A 16,433-nucleotide genomic window follows, 5' to 3' on the forward strand; every position below is an offset into this window, starting at 1 on the left:
TCATTTGACCGGAGCGCCGACCGCGGTCGACCACCGACTCGAGGATGCGCGTCGCGCTTTCGAGGATGCTCGTGACGCACTGGACGAAGCGCGCGAGCGCCTGCTGCGAACGCACATCGAGACCGCGCGGCTGTGGCACGGGACACCCTGACCTGACCGCAGAGGCGGGCGTCCCGCCCTTCCGCGCGGCCTTCGCGGACGCGGGTGTGCTGCTCCGGCGCTCCGTCGACCGGATTCGCACTCCCCGCGGCATCGGGGACGAGGCGATTCGGTGCGCTCAGACCCCGTCGGCGAGGTGGTGGATGATCTCCGATGCCGGACCGGAGGTGGCGTTGCGCCACCCGGTGCCCGCCCACAGCTGCAACCGGTCCGCGTCGCCGGCCTGCGACGCCGCCTGTCGGAGTGGACGGGTGAGGTGTGGTGCACGGCCGGGTAGGCGTTGAGGTCGGTTCTCTGGTGGCGGTCGATGAACCCGTTGCGCAGAGCGCGAGTGGGGCGTCCCGTGAAGGCGCGGGTGAGGACGGTGTCGGGTGTGCGGGTGGCGCCGAACGTCGCACTGTGCCCCCCGGCGCGCGGTCCCTGGACAACGAGCCCATCCACGCCCGAGGCGTCGGCGAGGCGGGCTTCCTCAGCGGTCGTGACGCTCGCGAGGACGCGTGTTCCTCGCGCGTTTCCTGCGCGCGCCGAGCGGGCAGGATCTTGCAGCTGTTCACGCCCTACCCCGTGTGGCCCAAGCTCTTCGGCTTCGCATTGGCGCCGTCGTTTCGCTCGTCGCGTGCTGGCACCACTTCGCAGGATGACGCGATCGCCGGGGTGGCAGTCGGTCATGGTCACAGGGGGGTGTCTCCAGGATGGAAAGGCAATCAAGGACACGTGCCACTCCGAGACGCACCGACATCCCGGTCATAGCGCTGCGGTCAAGTTGGGAGCAGGATCGAGGAATGAATGAGGTGCCCCGGGCATTCCGTCGCCGCAGGATCGTGTTGGTTATCTGTCTGGGCGCCCTTCTGACTGCCGGGGGAGTGGGCTCTGCAGCGGGCTAGTGGTCGGACTCGGAAGCAGAGCCAGAGGACTCCTACGCTGCGGCATTCGCTGACAATGATCTGCTCCAGCGCGTGCAGCAGGGGGTCGCCGATGATGCCAATGAGCGGGGAGCGCTCGCACGAGTCCTCGAGCTCACGCCCCAGGAACTAGCAGAAGTGCCATCGTTCACATGGAGAGTGCTGAGCAGCACGGATTCCACCGTTGACGTGGAGGTCCAGTTCCACCTGGAGGATCGTAGTTTTTCAGCTGGTTGGCGGCCGCAGACGGCACGCCGAGCGTGCCGGTCTTACTTGCTCGAGAACAGTTCCGTCCGCGCGACGTGGCTCGAGTGTCCTGAGCCCGCGCCGAGCAGCTTCGATGGAGACTGGTGGTAGCTCTCAACCGGACCATGGCCGAGCGCATGGCCGAGGGTGCGTGCGCTAGCCCGGCCCCGGCCGCAAGAAACCGAGGGGACGTCGATATGACGCTCATCGAGCACACGTCGCATTTTGAGAAGCAGTTCACCGTGAGCGGCTACGTCATGAACGCGGCGGCGGATCGGGTACTGCTCGTGCATCACCGGAAGCTCACCAGATGGCTGCCCCCGGGTGGTCACGTCGACCCGGACGAGACGCCGCAAGCCGCCGTCGTCCGTGAGGTGCTCGAAGAGACGGGCATCCATGCGGCGGTGCGGCCGCACCCGGGCATCGACCTCGAGGTCGACGGCACGAAAGAGGCGCAGCTCGACCTCCCCACGAGCATGAGCTATCAGCTCATCCCCGAGCGCCCCGGCGAGCCGGCGCACATCCACCTCGACATGGCGTTCGTGCTCGACGTGACGGGGGAGGAGACCGTGAACTTCGCGGCCGACGAGGTCCACGGCGCCGGGTGGTTCTCGCTCGCGGACGTCATGGAGCTCGACACCTTCCCCTCGGTACGGGCGATCAGCCGATCCCTGCTCGCCGACCCGGCCTCGATCACGGCGTAGCGTTCGGCTCCGATCGGTTCCCCAGATGCCGCGCGAGGTACGGCGCCGTGCGGCTCTCGGCCTCCCGCGCCACGTTCTCCGGCGTCCCCGCCGCGACCACGCGGCCACCCGCGTTGCCGCCGGCTGGACCGAGGTCGATGACCCAGTCGGCGGAGGCTACGACAGCCATGTCGTGCTCGACGACGACTACCGTGTTGCCGGCGTCGACCAGCGCGTGCAGCTGCGTGAGCAGCAGGCGCACGTCGGCGGGATGCAGTCCGGTGGTGGGCTCGTCGAGCAGGTACAGGGTGTGGCCGCGACGGGCGCGCTGCAGCTCGGTCGCAAGCTTGATGCGCTGGGCCTCGCCGCCTGACAGCTCGGTAGCAGGCTGGCCGAGGCGCAGATAGCCGAGGCCGACGTCGCGCAGCGTGCGCAGGCTTCGGGATGCCGCGGGCACCGGCTCGAGGAACCCGGCAGCCTCGTCGACGGTGAGGGCGAGCACTTCGGCGATGTTCCTGCCGCGGTAGGTGACGTCGAGCGTCTCGGCGTTGTACCGCGCGCCGTGGCACGTCGGGCACTTCCCGTAGCTGCCCGGCAAGAACAGCAGCTCGACCGAGACGTAGCCTTCGCCGAGGCACGTCTCGCAGCGGCCTCCCGCGACGTTGAACGAGAAGCGTCCGGCGGTGTAGCCGCGCTCGCGGGCGAGGTCGGTGCCGGCGAACATGGCGCGCACCGCATCGAACAGGCCCGTGTAGGTCGCCAGGTTCGAGCGCGGCGTACGTCCGATCGGCTTCTGGTCGACGCGAACGAGCCGGTCGATGTGCTCGAGGCCGTCGACCGTCCGCACCGTCGGGATATCGGCTCGCCCGTCGGGGAGTGTCGCCTCCGCCAGCCCGGTCTCGGCCGGCGCCGCGGCATCCGGTGTCTCGTCGTCCGGCTGGTCGGCTGCATCATCCCCGCGCAGGTAGCCGCGCACCACGTCGCGGAGCACGCCTCCCACGAGCGACGACTTGCCCGACCCCGACACACCCGTGACGGCCACGAACGTCCCGAGCGGGAACGACGCGTCGACGTCCACCAGGTTATGCAGTGAGGCGCCCTTCAGCGTCAGCCAACCGGTGGGGGTGCGCAGGTCGCGCGGCTTCACGACAGCGCCGTCGGCGTCGGGGAACAGGAAGGGCCGCGTCACCGACACAGCGACCTCGGCGAGTCCGTCGACGGCTCCGCTGTAGAGCACCTCGCCGCCGCCTTCGCCCGCTCCAGGTCCCACATCGACGATCCAGTCCGCGCCGCGGACGACGTCCATGTTGTGCTCGACGACAAACACCGAGTTCCCCGCGTCCGTCAGCTGCTCCAACACGTCGAGCAGCGGCTCGGCGTCGGCGGGATGCAGGCCGGCCGACGGCTCATCGAGCACGTAGACCACGCCGAACAGGCCCGAGCGCAACTGCGTCGCCAGACGCAGACGCTGCATCTCGCCGGGGGAGAGGGTCGTGGTCACCCGGCCGAGACCGAGGTAGCCCAGCCCGAGGTCGATCAGCACCTCGATGCGGGCGACGAGGTCGGTGGTGATCGCGACAGCGACATCCGTCCGCTCGCCGGACGATGACGTCGGCAGCGCGGGCGCGGCATCCGTCAGCATCGTGGTCGGACGCAGGATGTCGGCGAGGTCGCTCATCGGCAGGGCGTTCAGCTCGGCGATCGTGCGGCCGGCGAAGGTGACAGCCAGCGCCTCGCGCCGCAGGCCCGAGCCGCCGCACAGCGGGCAGACGCCGGTGCGCACGAACTGGAGCACTCGCTCGCGCATCTTCGCGCTGTTCGAGTCGGCGAGGGTGTGGAAGACGTACTTCTTCGCGCTCCAGAACATGCCTTTGTAGGGCTTCGCGACTCGGTCGCGCTGCGGAGTGATCTCCATCACGGGCTGTTCGTCGGTGAACAGCAGCCATTCCCGGTCGGCGGGGTCGAGCTCGCGCCAGGGGCGGTCGACGTCGTAGCCGAGGGCGATCGTGATGTCGCGGAGGTTCTTCGCCTGCCACGCGCCCGGCCACGCGGCGATCGCGCCGTCGCGGATGCTGAGGGAGGGGTCGGGCACGAGGGTCTCCTCGGTGACCGTGTGCGCGACGCCGATGCCGTGGCACTCCGGGCACGCGCCGGCGGCGGTGTTGGGGGAGAAGGCGTCGGAGTCGAGCCGGTCGGTGAACCCGTCGGGGAAGGTGCCGGCGCGCGAGAACAGCATCCGCAGCGAGTTCGACAGCGTCGTCACGGTGCCGACGCTCGAGCGCGAGCTGGGCGCACCGCGACGCTGCTGCAGGGCGACGGCCGGTGGGAGCCCCGTGATCGACTCGACGTGCGGATTGTGGCCCTGCTGGATCAAGCGCCGGGCGTAGGGGGCCACGGACTCGAGATACCGGCGTTGCGCCTCGGTGAAGATCGTCCCGAACGCGAGCGACGACTTGCCCGAGCCCGACACACCGGTGAACGCGACGATCGCGTTGCGCGGAACGTCGACGTCGACGTTCCGGAGGTTGTTCTCGCGCGCTCCGCGCACGCGCACGAAGGCATCGGGGCTGACACGCGAGTTTCCGGACATCGGGCAAGCCTACGTGTCGGAGGTGCGCCCTAGGCTCGTGCGGTGGGTATCGCAGAGTGGGTCGCGCCGCGGCGTCTGGGCCGTGACTTCCGGTGGCTGTTCGCTTCGTCGCTGACGAGCAACATCGGCGACGGCATCGCCCTCGCAGCCGCGCCGCTCCTGATCGCCTCGATGACCGATTCGCCGATCCTGGTGGCTTCCGGAGCGGTCATGCAGTTCCTGCCGTGGCTGCTGTTCGGGCTTCACGCCGGCGCCATCGCCGACCGGGTCGACCGACGGGTCCTGATCATGGTGGCAAACGGCATCCGGGCTCTCGTGCTGGTCGGTCTGTGCGTCTTCCTCGTCACCGGTCTCGCCAGCATCTGGATGGTGCTGATCGTGGCGTTCCTCTACGGCACCGCCGAGGTGTTCGTCGACACGACGAGCAGCACTCTGCTGCCGATGATGGTGCGCAAAAGCGACCTCGGCATCGGCAATGCGCGCCTTCAGGCCGGGTTCCTCGTGGCGAACCAGCTCGGCGGTCCGCCGCTGGGTGCCTTCCTGTTCGCCGTGGGATCGTTCTGGCCGTTCGCCGTCCAGGGGCTGTGCGTCGCGCTCGCGCTCGTCCTCATCTCGCGGATCACCGCGACGAAGCGCGTCGAACCGGCGGACGGACCGCGTGAGCGTACTCCGGTGCACACCGATATCCTCAGCGGCATCCGCTGGCTGTGGCGCAACCCGCCGGTGCGGACGCTCGTGATCATCATCCTCACCTTCAACGTGACCTGGGCCGCGCCCTGGGGTGTGCTCGTCCTCTACGCGACCGACTACCTGCGGATGGGGCCGGTCGGGTACGGCGCGCTGACGACGGCTTCCGCGATCGGCGGACTGGCGGCGACTCTGCTGTTCGGAAGGCTGGAACGACGCTTCTCGTTCGCCGCGCTCATGCGCGTGTGTCTCACCGCCGAGGTGCTCATGCACCTCGCGTTCGCCCTGACGACCTCGGGGGCGGTCGCCTTCGTGATCATGATCGCGTTCGGTGCCTACGCCTTCGTCTGGGCCACGATCTCGACCACCGTCCGCCAGCGCCTCGTTCCTCACGAGCTGCAGGGCCGCATCGCCTCGGTCAACATGGTCGGGGTCTTCGGCGGACTCGTGATCGGGCAGGCGCTCGGCGGGGTCATCGCCCAGGTCTGGGGACCGACCGGCCCCTGGTGGTTCGCCTTCGTCGGCGCGGCGCTGACCCTGCTGCTGGTCTGGCGTCCGATCACGCACATCGCGGCGGCTCCGCCAGCCGTCGACGACGACGAGACGGAGTCTGTCGCGGCCGGGTGACCGGCCTACCGCTCGTCGAGCTGCGCCATCGCATCGGCCAGTACGCGCGCGACGGGCCAGGCTCCGTCTGCCGTGTTGCTCATCACAGTCGCGGTGGTCGCGGTCGGCGGGTGATGAACGGACCGGAACGACGAGCCGATGTCGCACCCTTCGAGGACGACACCTGGTCCGGTCTCGTTGAGCCAGAAACCGAGACCGTACCGCATCTCCTCGTCTTCGACGAAGGAACGCGGGGCGGTCATCAGCGCCACGGTTTCGGGCGAGACGATGCGTCCGGCGAAGAACGCGCGCCAGAACCGGTGAACGTCGGCGGCCGTCGTGGAGGCGCCGCCGTCGCCATTGGCGCGGACGGGCAGGTGCAGCGTGTTGACGCGCAGTCCGTCGTCGAAGACGTATCCGCGGGCATGATTCCCGTCGAGCTCGTCGGTGCGGGGGAAGCCGGTGTCGACGAGGCCGGCCGGGACGAGGACGAGGTCGTGCACCACCTCGTGGAAGACGCGGCCCGTGACCCGTTCGAGGACGATCGCGAGCACGACGTAGCCGCTGTTGCAGTAGGCGAAGGTCTCGCCGGGAGCGGCCTTCGGCGGGATGCCGTCGAGCAGGGGCAGGAACGCCTCCGCGGTCGTGAGCGTGTGCGCGGGCACTCCGAGGTAGAACTCCGATACATCGAGGTCGTCGTCCTCGTCGATGTAGTCGCCGATTCCCGAGGTGTGGCCGAGGAGCTGCTCGACGGTGACCGCGTCGTCGATGAGTGGCAGGTCGTCGCCGAGCACGCCTCGAACGGCAGTGTCGAGCGCGAGCCGACCGTCCTCGACGAGTCGCATGATGGCGAGTGCCGTGAAGGCCTTGCTCCCTGACGCGATCGCGAAGCGGGTGCTCTCGGAGACGGGCGTCTCGCTCGCCCGGTCGGCCATCCCGTGCGCGCTGCGCCACACGGACACATCGCCGGAGTCGACGCGGACGATCCCCGAGAACGGTTCCTCGTCGAGCGCGGCCTGAAGCGCTCGCTCGTCGATGATGATGCTCTGCGTCGTGCTCATACCCCTACTGTGCCAGTGGCGCGGAGGTCGGCGCGATTCCCCCTCCACCTTTCGATGGAGATCGCGGATTGCCGCCGTTCGAACGTCGAGCCGCACGCCGCCTCCTTCCTACAGTCGACGACGACCCCGTTCCTCGGGGTCCGACGACGACCGGAAGGAAACCCTCATGGCCACCATTCACGTCGGCTCCACCTCCGAGAGGAGCGTCACCGGCATCATCCGCCGGCGGCCCCTCGTATCGTTCTTCGTGCTCGCGCTGGGTCTCAGCTGGGTGGCCTGGACCCCGTGGATCCTCTCGAACGACGGTCTCGGCGTCTGGAATTACGCGTTCCCGCAGATCTTCGGCACCTCGCAGTTCACCGGGATGCTCTTCGGCGCGTACCTCGGGCCGCTCGGTGCGGCGTTCGTCGTGACCGCGGTGACGGGCGGACGCGCGGGACTGCGTGTCTGGGTCGGCCGGCTGCTGCGGTGGCGCGTCGCGCCGCGGTGGTACGCCGTCGCGCTGCTCGCGGTGCCGCTGGCCGTGCTGTCGCTCGGATTCCTTGCATCCGGCGGGCAGGCGCAGGCGCCCAGCCTCATCGCGATCGCGCTGTACGTGCCCGCACTCCTGCTGCAGATGCTGACGACGGGGTTGGCCGAAGAACCGGGCTGGCGCGACTTCGCCCTACCGCCGCTGCAGGAGCGCTTCGGTCCGCTCGGCGCCGCGGCGATCCTTGGGCCGCTGTGGGGCATCTGGCACCTGCCGCTGTTCCTCACCGAGTGGGGATCATGGCCGGACGTGACATGGCTGAATGTCGTGGAGTTCGTCGCCTTCAGTGCGCTGTTCAACGTCGTGATCATGTGGCTGTTCAACCGTTCCGGACAGAGCCTGCCGATCGTGATGCTCTTCCATGTGAGCCTGAACAACACCGTCACGGTGTTCTGGGCGGAGATGTTCCCGACCGTGGGCGGTGACCAGTTGCAGCACGTGCTCCTGATCGGTGCGGCAGTGGCCGCGGTTGTCACGATCGCGCTCACCCGCGGGCGTCTCGGACTTCCGGCGGGTTGGCCCGTGATGGGGCATCGCGCGCCGGAAGCCGCAAAGATAGCGGCATGAGTCGGATGCGGCGTGCGCCGAGCGTCACGGATGTCGTCGTGGCGCTCGGCACCGGCGCGGTGACGCTGCTCGCGCTGGCGGCTGCGCCCGAGCTGTTCGCAGATCACGCGACGCCGAGCCTCGGGTCAGCCTCGTGGTGGGTTTTCGCCGCCGTCCTCACCGTGCAGGCGGCCGCGCTGTGCTTCGCGCGCTCTGCTCCCGTCGCGGTGCTGCTCGGCACGTCGGCCGGAGCGCTGCTCATCGGGATCACCACACCGACGGGACTCGGCAGCCTCGCCGATGCCGCCGTGCTGGTCGCCGTTCTGCGCGCCACGCCGGTCGTGACGGTGCCGACCCTCCGGGTCGTGCTGCCGGTGGCCGGCCTCCTCGTCGCGGGCGGACAGGCCGCCGACATCCTCGGGTCGAGCGCGGTGACCGTGCCGGCCGCGGTAGGCGCGGCGCTGCTGCAAGCCGTCGCCATCGTCGCTCTGCCGGCCGCGGGGGTGCTCGCGGTGACAGCTCGTCGCGACGCCCGTCGTGCCGAGCAGGGCGAGAGCGAGGCGGTTCGCCGTGAACGGGCCGCGGTCGTGGACGCCGCGGTCGCCCGCGAACGCACCGCGATGGCGCGCGAACTGCATGACATCGCCGCCCATCACGTATCGAGCATCGCGCTGATGTCGGGGGTCATCGAGCGCCAGATAGCGACCGACCCGGATGCTGCTCGGGTGGCCGTCCGGCAGGTGCGCGAACAGAGCCGCGTGCTGCTCGACGATCTCCGCCAGCTCGTCGGGCTGCTTCGGCGAGACGGCGATGGGTGCGACACGGTCGAGACGATCGAGACCGTCGCCGCTCTGGTCGACGCTGCCCGGGCCACGGGGCGCGCGGTCGAGTTCTCGATGGATCGAGGCACTGCACAGGTCGGCCCGCTCGGTCAGCTCGTGGTGTACCGGATGGTGCAGGAAGCGCTCGCCAACGCCGCTCGGCATGCTCCCGGGGCGCCGTGCGAGGTCCGCCTCGACGGCACTCGGCCCGGCGTCTTCGTCGCGACCGTGCGTGACGCGGGTGTCCCACCTGCCCTCGCGGCGCCGTCCGCCAGCGCGGCTCGCGAGGGATTCGGACTGCTCGGGATGCGCGAACGGGCCGGCCTGGTGGGCGGCACGCTGGACGCGGGACCGGAGGCCGGCGGTGGTTGGCGTGTCCGGCTCACGGTGCCGGCCGAGGCCCTCGGCGCCCCGGGAGCGAGCTCGTGATCCGCGTGCTCGTCGCCGACGACCAGCCTCTGGTGCGGGCGGGGGTCGCCGCGCTACTCGCGGCTGAAGATGACATCGAGGTGGTCGCGACGGCATCCGACGGCATCCAAGCGCTCGAATCGGCGACGTCGCTGCAGCCCGATGTCGCCTGCCTCGACGTCCGGATGCCGGGTCTCAGCGGTATCGAGGTGGCGCGAGCGCTTGCCGGTCGGGGAGAAGACGAACCCGCCGTCCCGGTGCTGATCCTCACGACCTTCGACATCGACGAGTACGTGTTCGAGGCGCTGGAGGCCGGGGCGTCGGGCTTCCTTCTGAAAGACGCCGAGCCCGAAGAGATCGTCCGAGCGGTGCGAAACGTCGCCGCGGGCAACGGCACCCTCGATCAGGCCGTCACGCGGCGAGTGCTGCGGGAGTTCTCACGCCGACGTGCATTGCAGCGGGTGTCGACGGCCACCGAGGCCGCCGACCACCTCACGCCGCGCGAGCGCGAGATTCTCGAGCTGCTGGCGCAGGGAATGTCGAACGACGAGATCGCCGAGGCGTTGACGGTCGAGGTCAGCACCGTCAAGTCGCACCTGGTGCGCATCCTGACGAAGCTCGGGGTGCGTTCGCGCCTGCAGGCGGTCGTCTGGGCGTATCAGAACAAGGTCGTCACGCCGCTGGACTGAGCCGGGGGACCGGGATCACCGCCGATTCCTCCCCAGGGGGAGAGGGGCGTCGGAGCAGCGATCCTGCCACTACCGTCATGGACTCAGATGGATCGCGCCAGTTGACTGGGACCGGTCACAGTCAAGGCAACGAGGGAGTTCGCATGACCATTCGAAACACAGCAGCCATCACCCGCGCAACGGTGGGTACAGCGATCATCCTCGCCGTCGCGGTGAGCGCGGGATGCTCGAGCGCGCCCTCGGTCGAGCAGACGTCGCTGACCTGGGACGCCGAGGCGGGCGCGTATGAGATCGAGCCGGAGATCGCCAGCGGAGAGGTGCCGCTGAAGGTCTGGGTCGAATACCCCGAGTACGGCGAGGCGCTGGTCGAGGCCTTCGCCGCCGCGCATCCCGGCATCCGCGTCGAGGTGACGACGGTGTCGAAGGTGGATGCTGTCTCGAAGATGGCGCTCGACGGTGAGGCGGGCACGGGCGCCGACGTCTACTTCACGAACTTCACCGACCTGGCGAACGCGATCGAGTCCGGGGTGGCTGCGCCGCTGGGCGAGTACGCCGACGAGATCGCCTCGCGGGTCGGTGACGCATTCGCGGGCGTCGTCAGCCGCGACGGCGAGTTGTACGGCGTGCCGGTGTCGACCGAGTCGATCGCGCTGTTCTACAACAAGACCCTCCTGCAGCAGCTCACGGGTTCGACCGAACCGGCGACGACCTGGGAGCAGATCCGCGAGCTCGCCGCGACCTACAATGACCCCCGGGAGAACCGGTGGACCATTCGTTGGCTGAGCGGGCAGCTCTACTACGCGTACCCGGTGCTCAGCTCGCTCGGGTGGCATCTCGGCACCGATAAGGGCGATCCCGGTCTCGATGCGCCGGCTCTCGCTGCCGGCCTCGAATACTACGGCGCGCTGCGCGACCTCTGGCCGGTCAACTCGGCGGACGCCACCTGGGACTCCATCGAGATGGAGTTCGCGAAGGGCCAGACGCCCTATGCGATCACGGGGCCCTGGTCGATCGGCGACTTCACCGCGGCGGCGGCGGAGAACGGCTTCGAATACGGCGTGACGACCCTCCCGTCGGCCCAAGGGGGAGGCGACGCAGCGACGCTCGCGGGTCTGGGAGTGGGGGTCGTCTCGGGCTACTCCGAGTATCCCGGCGCCGCGCGTGTGTTCGCGGCCTTCCTCGCGTCGGACGAGGCGGCCGCTGCGCTCTATCGAACGACGGGCGGCATCCCGGCGCTGACGAGGCTCAACGCCCAAGCCATCCCCGGACTCGCCGACGATCCGCACGCGAACGGGGTGCTCGCTCAGGCCGAGCGCTCCGACCTCGTCGCGGACGTGAGCGACGCGCTCTGGACGGTCGGCAACAACCTCGTCGCGGGCGTGTGGGACGGCGTCCTCGATCCGGCGACAGCGCAGCAGCAGGCGGTCGCCGGCTACGCCGACCTGACCGGGCTGGGGGAGTGAGCCCGCACCGACGCGGAGCGGACCCCGTGGCGCCCTGGACGCTCGGGCTCGCCTCCGCGCTGGTGCCCGGTCTCGGGCAGTTCCTCAACCGGGAGTGGGGCAAGGGTCTGGCACTCGGTGTCGTCGGCGCCGGTGCGGTGATCGCTGAGCTGCTCACCGGCCACTACGCCGACCTCTCGGGTTACACGCCGCGCACCCACGGCGGGTTCTTCGTCCGCGGTCTGTGGGGTCTCGTCACCCTCGGCACGCAACCGCGCACGATGACGGTCGCGGGGCTGTCGCCGGGCGACCACTCGATCGTCCTCATGATCAACGGCATCATCGCGGTCCTCGTCCTCGGGCTCATGGCGGCGACCACCGTCTGGGCCGTGCGCGACGCAGCACGGACGCGGCGCCGACTCATCACGAGCGGAGAGCGGCTGACCGTCGGGGAGTGGGTGCGCGCCGCTCGGCAGACGGCGTTCCCCTACCTCGTGCTCGCACCCACCCTGATCCTGCTGTTGTTCGTCACCGCCCTGCCGGTGGTCTTCGGCATCCTCATCGCATTCACCGACTACAGCAGCGACAACCTGCCGCCGATGCAGCTGGTCGACTGGGTCGGCCTCGCCAACTTCCGGCAGCTGCTGGGAGCCGGCGCCTGGGGCGCGACGTTCTTCGGCGTGCTCGGATGGACGGTGCTGTGGGCGGCGCTGGCGACGACCACGACGTACGCGCTCGGTTTTCTGCAGGCCGTCTTCGTCTCCAGCAGGCGCGTACGCCTGCCGCGCCTGTGGCGGAGCATCTTCTTCCTGCCGTGGGCGGTGCCCGCCATGATCTCGGCTCTCGTCTTCCGCTCGATGTTCAACGGTCAGTTCGGGCCCATCAGTCAGGCGCTCGTCGACCTCGGCATCACGCCCGAGCGGGTGATGTGGTTGACCGATCCGGCGAACCCCTGGCTCGCGCGGCTCATCGCGCTTCTGGTGAACCTGTGGCTGGGCTTCCCCTACTTCATGGCTCTCATCAGCGGTGCCCTGACGAACATCTCGCCGAGCTACTACGAGGCCGCGCGCATCGATGGCGCGTCGGCGGTGCAACAGGTGCGCTACCTCACGCTGCCCATCGTCCTGCGAGCCACGGCACCGTTGATCGTCCTGTCGTTCGTGGCGAACTTCAACAACTTCGGGGTCATCTACTTCCTCACCCAAGGTGGCCCTGCGAATCCCGACTACCGGTACGCCGGTGGTACCGACATCCTCATCACCTGGCTCTACAAGCTCACGCTCGACAACGGTCTGTACGACATCGCCTCGGTGATGTCGATCCTGATCTTCGTCATCGTCGGCAGCTTCTCGATCTGGAGCCTGCGTCGTTCGAAGGCGTTCACCGATGCATAGAACTCGGAACCGATTTCTCACCGTCCTGATCCATGTCGAGCTGCTGATCGTCGCGATCATCGTCCTCTACCCGCTGGCCTGGATCGTCGGTTCTTCCTTCGGCTCGGGGCGCTCACTCGCGCAGGCGTCGGCCATCCCGGCCGATCCGACTCTCGCCAACTACATCAGGCTGTTCGCTGAGACGCCGTTCGCCACCTGGTACGGCAACTCGCTCTTCGTCGCGGTGTCGAACATGGTGATCAGCGTGCTGCTGTCGGCGATCGCCGCCTATGTGTTCGCTCGGCTGCGCTTCGCGGGGCGGCGCCTGGGACTGCTCGTGATGCTGGTGATCCAGATCTTCCCGACGTTCATGACCGCGATCGCGATCTACATCCTCTATCTGAACTTCGGCCTGCTCGACAGTCTCACCGGTCTCGTGATCGCGAGCGTGGCGGCGGCGGTGCCGTACAACATCTGGTTGCTCAAGGGATACCTCGACGGCATCTCCACCAGCCTCGACGAGGCGGCCGTGATCGACGGGGCCTCGCATCTGCAGATCTTCACGCGCATTCTGCTGCCGTTGATGACGCCGATGCTGACCTTCGTCGCGGTCACCCAATTCGCGGTGCCGTGGATGGACTTCATCCTCCCGCGTCTTCTGATCAGCAGCCCGCAGAACTACACCGTCGCGATCGGGCTGTTCCAGCTGATCTCCGACCAGACGCGGAACGACTTCACAACGTTCGCGGCGGGGGCCATCCTCGTCGCGGTGCCGATCACGGTGCTCTACATGGTGCTCCAGCGATACCTGGTCGCGGGGCTAGCGCAAGGAGGAGACAAGGAATGACGACGACATCACTACCGATTCGCGGGGCCGACGTGTCGATGACCGCGGAGGTCGAGGCGCTGGGCGGCAGCTTCTCGGATGCCGCGGGCACGAGGGACCTCTTTCGCATCCTGGCCGACCACGGCGTGAACCTCGCGCGCCTGCGGGTCTGGGTCGACCCGACCGACAGCGCAGGACGGCCGTACCAAGGCGGCACGAACGACCTCGCGACGACGCTGCGCTTGGCCGAGCGCGCGCGGGCAGCCGGACTCGACCTGATGATCGACCTGCACTACAGCGACTTCTGGGCCGATCCGAAGAAGCAGTCGCTGCCGAGGTCTTGGGAGGGCCTCGACCTCGACGGTGTCTGCGATGCCGTCGCCGCGCACACGGCGGAGGTCATCACCGCCGTGCAGTCGAGCGCGGGCAGCCCGGAATGGGTGCAGGTCGGCAACGAGACGACGAACGGGATGCTGTGGCCGCACGGCCGCACGCCGCGGTACGACCTCGAGAGCCGTGCCTTCGAGGAGGTGTCGCCGGATGAGGCGTCCGAGCAGTACGACCGTCTCGCCCGACTGCTGCAGGCGGGGTCGAGTGCGGTGCGCGCGGCCGATTCCCGTTCGCGCATCGTCCTTCACCTCGACGCCGGAGGTGCTGCCGATCTCTATCGCCGGTGGTTCGACGAGATCACCATGAGAGGCGTCGACTTCGATGCCGTCGGACTGTCGTACTACCCGCTGTGGCACGGGTCGCTGGACGACCTGCGCGACAACCTCCACCAGCTCGTCGAGCGTTACGAGAAGGACCTCATCGTCGTCGAGACGGCGTACGCGTACCGGCCCGACAACCCCGGCGGGACCTCGATGTTCGACGCGAGCTCGCCTGCGGCGATCTACCCGGCCTCCGTCGAGGGTCAGGCCGGGTATCTCGACGACCTCGCGGGGGTCGTGCGGGGAGTGCCCGGTGGTCGGGGACTCGGGATCGTGTACTGGGAGCCCGCCTGGTTGCCCGTGCCCGGAACCTCCTGGGCGTCGGCGGCGGGGATGGACTACGGAAACGACGTGGCCGAGCCCGGCAACGGCTGGGCGAACCAGACGCTGTTCGATGAGCGGGGGCGCGTTCTCGCGTCACTGAGCGCACTCGGGGCGACCTCCGGTCGGCCCACAGTCACGAGAGAGGAACACAGATGACGAACCGAGCACGGCGGCGAGCGACGGCGCTTGCCACCGCGGCCGCAGCCGTCCTGGTCGCGGCGTTCCTTCCGGCGACCACCGCGAGCGCGGCTTTCGATCCGGACGACTTCGTGATGGGCGGTGACCTCGGGATGATCCACGAGGTCGAAACGCGTGGCGGGACGTTCTCCCGGGGCGGAGTCGTGGGCGATCCGATCGACATCATGGGCGATGCCGGCATGAACCTCGCTCGGCTCCGTCTGTGGGTCGACCCCTACACGGCTGCCGGCGAACCATACGGCGGTGGCACCAACGACCTCGCGACGACCATCGCGACGGCGCAGCGCGCGAAGGCCGCGGGGATGGACGTCCTGCTCGACTTCCACCTCAGCGACTGGTGGGCCGACCCGGGAACGCAGACCGTGCCGAAGGCGTGGCGCGGGCTGTCCTATCCGCAGCTGGTGTCGACCGTTCGCGCGTACACCGAGGACGTCATCGACGCGATGCGAGCGGCCGGGGTGGTGCCCGACATGGTGCAGATGGGCAACGAGATACCCGGCGGCATCCTGTGGGATCACGGTCGGGTCGGCAACGGCGTCTCGGACTTCACTCAGCTCGCGGGCCTGCTGAAAGCGGGGATCGCGGGGGTCGACGCGGCGGTTCGAGCGGGGGAGGACATCGAGATCGTCCTGCACCTGGACCACGGCGGCGACAACGCCCTCTACCGCTGGTGGTTCGACGCGATCACAGCGCAGGGTGTTCCGTTCGACATCATCGGGCTGTCGTATTACCCGTTCTGGCACGGGACCATGGGCCAGCTCGCGGCCAATCTCAACGACATCAGTGCGCGATACGGCAAGGACGTCCTCATCGTCGAGACCGCTTACGGGTGGACTCTCGGCGACGCCGACGGCCTCGGCAACTCGTTCTACACCGCCGAGGCGGCGACCGGTGGGTATCCGGCGACCGTCGCGGGCCAGACGGCGTTTCTGCGAGACCTCCGCGACATCGTCCGTGCTGTGCCTGACGGGCGCGGGCGCGGACTCATCTGGTGGGAGCCGGGCTGGCTTCCCGTCCCGGGCGCGAACTGGGGGACCGAGGCGGGAAAGATCGACAACGATGACCCGGGTGTCCTCTCCAACCCCTGGGACAACCAGACGCTGTTCGACTGGAGCGGCGCGGCCCTGACGACACTCGACGTGTTCGGGGAGGCGCCGCCGCCGAACCTCGTCGTCAACGGCGGCTTCGAGCAGGACGGTTACACGAACGATCCGACCGGCTGGGGTGTGTGGTCGCCGGGAGGCGCCCACGCCAACGCGGTCTTCACTCAGGACCCGGCGGTCGTCGGTGCGCTCAAGCTCACGTTCTGGAAGTCGACGCCCTACACCGCGTCGGCCTATCAGGCGCTCGGCGGGCTGCCGTCGGGGCTCTACCGGGTCTCCGCGTGGACGCTCAACAGCGGCGGCCAGACCTCCGCCTATCTGTACGCGAAGAACTCCGGCGTGCCGGAGCGCCAGGCAGCGCTGCCGGTGAGTCCGAACGACTGGAAGCGGGTGTCTCTGGAGGTGCCGGTCTCGAACGGAACTCTCGAGTTCGGGTTCTACACCGAGGCTGCCGGCGGTAACTGGCTCAATATCGACGACGTCCGCGTCGAGCGGATCGGCTGATGCGATACCGTCGAGGGTCGCCCGAT

The 16,433-nt window shown here is 68.9% G+C and carries 13 protein-coding genes; 10 read left to right on the forward strand and 3 right to left on the reverse strand.

What is annotated here, in order from left to right; translation table 11 throughout:
- Positions 1 to 828, reverse strand: coding sequence for a nitronate monooxygenase (locus P6897_RS16390; RefSeq protein WP_348997237.1), 828 nt, complete (start codon positions 826 to 828; stop codon positions 1 to 3).
- 676 nt (positions 829 to 1,504) lie between these two features.
- Between P6897_RS16390 and P6897_RS05745 the strand changes: the two genes are divergently transcribed.
- Entirely contained in the window at positions 1,505 to 2,011 is a 507-nt protein-coding gene (locus P6897_RS05745) for an NUDIX domain-containing protein (RefSeq protein ID WP_282502346.1), read from the forward strand.
- On the opposite strand, the gene P6897_RS05750 is transcribed toward P6897_RS05745, so the two are convergent.
- Complete coding sequence (locus P6897_RS05750; protein WP_282502347.1) at positions 2,001 to 4,580, reverse strand: excinuclease ABC subunit UvrA; 2,580 nt, start codon at positions 4,578 to 4,580, stop codon at positions 2,001 to 2,003. The two genes, P6897_RS05745 and P6897_RS05750, sit on opposite strands and share 11 nt — an antisense overlap.
- Before the next feature lie 42 nt (positions 4,581 to 4,622).
- Here P6897_RS05750 and P6897_RS05755 point away from each other — a divergent pair, with 42 nt between their 5' ends.
- The gene (locus tag P6897_RS05755) at positions 4,623 to 5,894 is read left to right on the forward strand and encodes an MFS transporter (RefSeq protein WP_282502348.1); all 1,272 of its coding nucleotides are present in this window, start codon (positions 4,623 to 4,625) and stop codon (positions 5,892 to 5,894) included.
- A 5-nt stretch (positions 5,895 to 5,899) separates the two neighbouring features.
- Here P6897_RS05755 and P6897_RS05760 read toward each other — a convergent pair whose 3' ends face one another.
- Positions 5,900 to 6,934, reverse strand: coding sequence for a serine hydrolase domain-containing protein (locus tag P6897_RS05760; RefSeq protein WP_282502349.1), 1,035 nt, complete (start codon positions 6,932 to 6,934; stop codon positions 5,900 to 5,902).
- A 166-nt stretch (positions 6,935 to 7,100) separates the two neighbouring features.
- Between P6897_RS05760 and P6897_RS05765 the strand changes: the two genes are divergently transcribed.
- The 8 genes from P6897_RS05765 (at position 7,101) to P6897_RS05800 (ending at position 16,407) form a co-directional block, all read left to right on the forward strand.
- Positions 7,101 to 8,030 (forward strand): CPBP family intramembrane glutamic endopeptidase, encoded by a 930-nt coding sequence (locus tag P6897_RS05765; RefSeq protein WP_282502350.1) that lies wholly within the window; start codon positions 7,101 to 7,103, stop codon positions 8,028 to 8,030.
- The gene (locus P6897_RS05770) at positions 8,027 to 9,259 is read left to right on the forward strand and encodes a histidine kinase (RefSeq protein ID WP_282502351.1); all 1,233 of its coding nucleotides are present in this window, start codon (positions 8,027 to 8,029) and stop codon (positions 9,257 to 9,259) included. The genes P6897_RS05765 and P6897_RS05770 overlap by 4 nt, the downstream gene beginning before the upstream one ends.
- On the forward strand, positions 9,256 to 9,927 hold the full coding sequence (locus P6897_RS05775; protein WP_282502352.1) for a response regulator transcription factor: 672 nt from the start codon (positions 9,256 to 9,258) through the stop codon (positions 9,925 to 9,927). The genes P6897_RS05770 and P6897_RS05775 overlap by 4 nt, the downstream gene beginning before the upstream one ends.
- A 143-nt stretch (positions 9,928 to 10,070) precedes the next feature.
- Positions 10,071 to 11,390 carry an extracellular solute-binding protein gene (locus tag P6897_RS05780; RefSeq protein WP_274177601.1) on the forward strand — a complete coding sequence of 440 codons (1,320 nt, stop codon included), beginning with the start codon at positions 10,071 to 10,073 and terminating at the stop codon, positions 11,388 to 11,390.
- A 26-nt stretch (positions 11,391 to 11,416) separates the two neighbouring features.
- Positions 11,417 to 12,763 carry a sugar ABC transporter permease gene (locus P6897_RS05785; protein WP_282502353.1) on the forward strand — a complete coding sequence of 449 codons (1,347 nt, stop codon included), beginning with the start codon at positions 11,417 to 11,419 and terminating at the stop codon, positions 12,761 to 12,763.
- The gene (locus tag P6897_RS05790; protein ID WP_282502354.1) at positions 12,756 to 13,589 is read left to right on the forward strand and encodes a sugar ABC transporter permease; all 834 of its coding nucleotides are present in this window, start codon (positions 12,756 to 12,758) and stop codon (positions 13,587 to 13,589) included. Before P6897_RS05785 ends, P6897_RS05790 begins: the two co-directional genes overlap by 8 nt.
- Positions 13,586 to 14,758 (forward strand): glycosyl hydrolase 53 family protein, encoded by a 1,173-nt coding sequence (locus P6897_RS05795; RefSeq protein WP_274177604.1) that lies wholly within the window; start codon positions 13,586 to 13,588, stop codon positions 14,756 to 14,758. Before P6897_RS05790 ends, P6897_RS05795 begins: the two co-directional genes overlap by 4 nt.
- A complete protein-coding gene (locus P6897_RS05800) occupies positions 14,755 to 16,407 on the forward strand; it encodes a glycosyl hydrolase 53 family protein (RefSeq protein WP_274177605.1) in 1,653 nt (550 codons plus the stop codon). Before P6897_RS05795 ends, P6897_RS05800 begins: the two co-directional genes overlap by 4 nt.
- Positions 16,408 to 16,433 lie beyond the last annotated feature (26 nt).

Source organism: Microbacterium sp. BDGP8, assembly GCF_029991045.1.
Lineage (GTDB): Bacteria > Actinomycetota > Actinomycetes > Actinomycetales > Microbacteriaceae > Microbacterium > Microbacterium plantarum.

Coding starts and splice junctions, on each gene's coding strand:
- P6897_RS16390 (WP_348997237.1), bottom strand. CDS start 828: ATGACCGACTGCCACCCCGGCGATCGCGTCATCCTGCGAAGTGGTGCC.
- P6897_RS05745 (WP_282502346.1), top strand. CDS start 1,505: ATGACGCTCATCGAGCACACGTCGCATTTTGAGAAGCAGTTCACCGTG.
- P6897_RS05750 (WP_282502347.1), bottom strand. CDS start 4,580: ATGTCCGGAAACTCGCGTGTCAGCCCCGATGCCTTCGTGCGCGTGCGC.
- P6897_RS05760 (WP_282502349.1), bottom strand. CDS start 6,934: ATGAGCACGACGCAGAGCATCATCATCGACGAGCGAGCGCTTCAGGCC.
- P6897_RS05765 (WP_282502350.1), top strand. CDS start 7,101: ATGGCCACCATTCACGTCGGCTCCACCTCCGAGAGGAGCGTCACCGGC.
- P6897_RS05770 (WP_282502351.1), top strand. CDS start 8,027: ATGAGTCGGATGCGGCGTGCGCCGAGCGTCACGGATGTCGTCGTGGCG.
- P6897_RS05780 (WP_274177601.1), top strand. CDS start 10,071: ATGACCATTCGAAACACAGCAGCCATCACCCGCGCAACGGTGGGTACA.
- P6897_RS05790 (WP_282502354.1), top strand. CDS start 12,756: ATGCATAGAACTCGGAACCGATTTCTCACCGTCCTGATCCATGTCGAG.
- P6897_RS05795 (WP_274177604.1), top strand. CDS start 13,586: ATGACGACGACATCACTACCGATTCGCGGGGCCGACGTGTCGATGACC.
- P6897_RS05800 (WP_274177605.1), top strand. CDS start 14,755: ATGACGAACCGAGCACGGCGGCGAGCGACGGCGCTTGCCACCGCGGCC.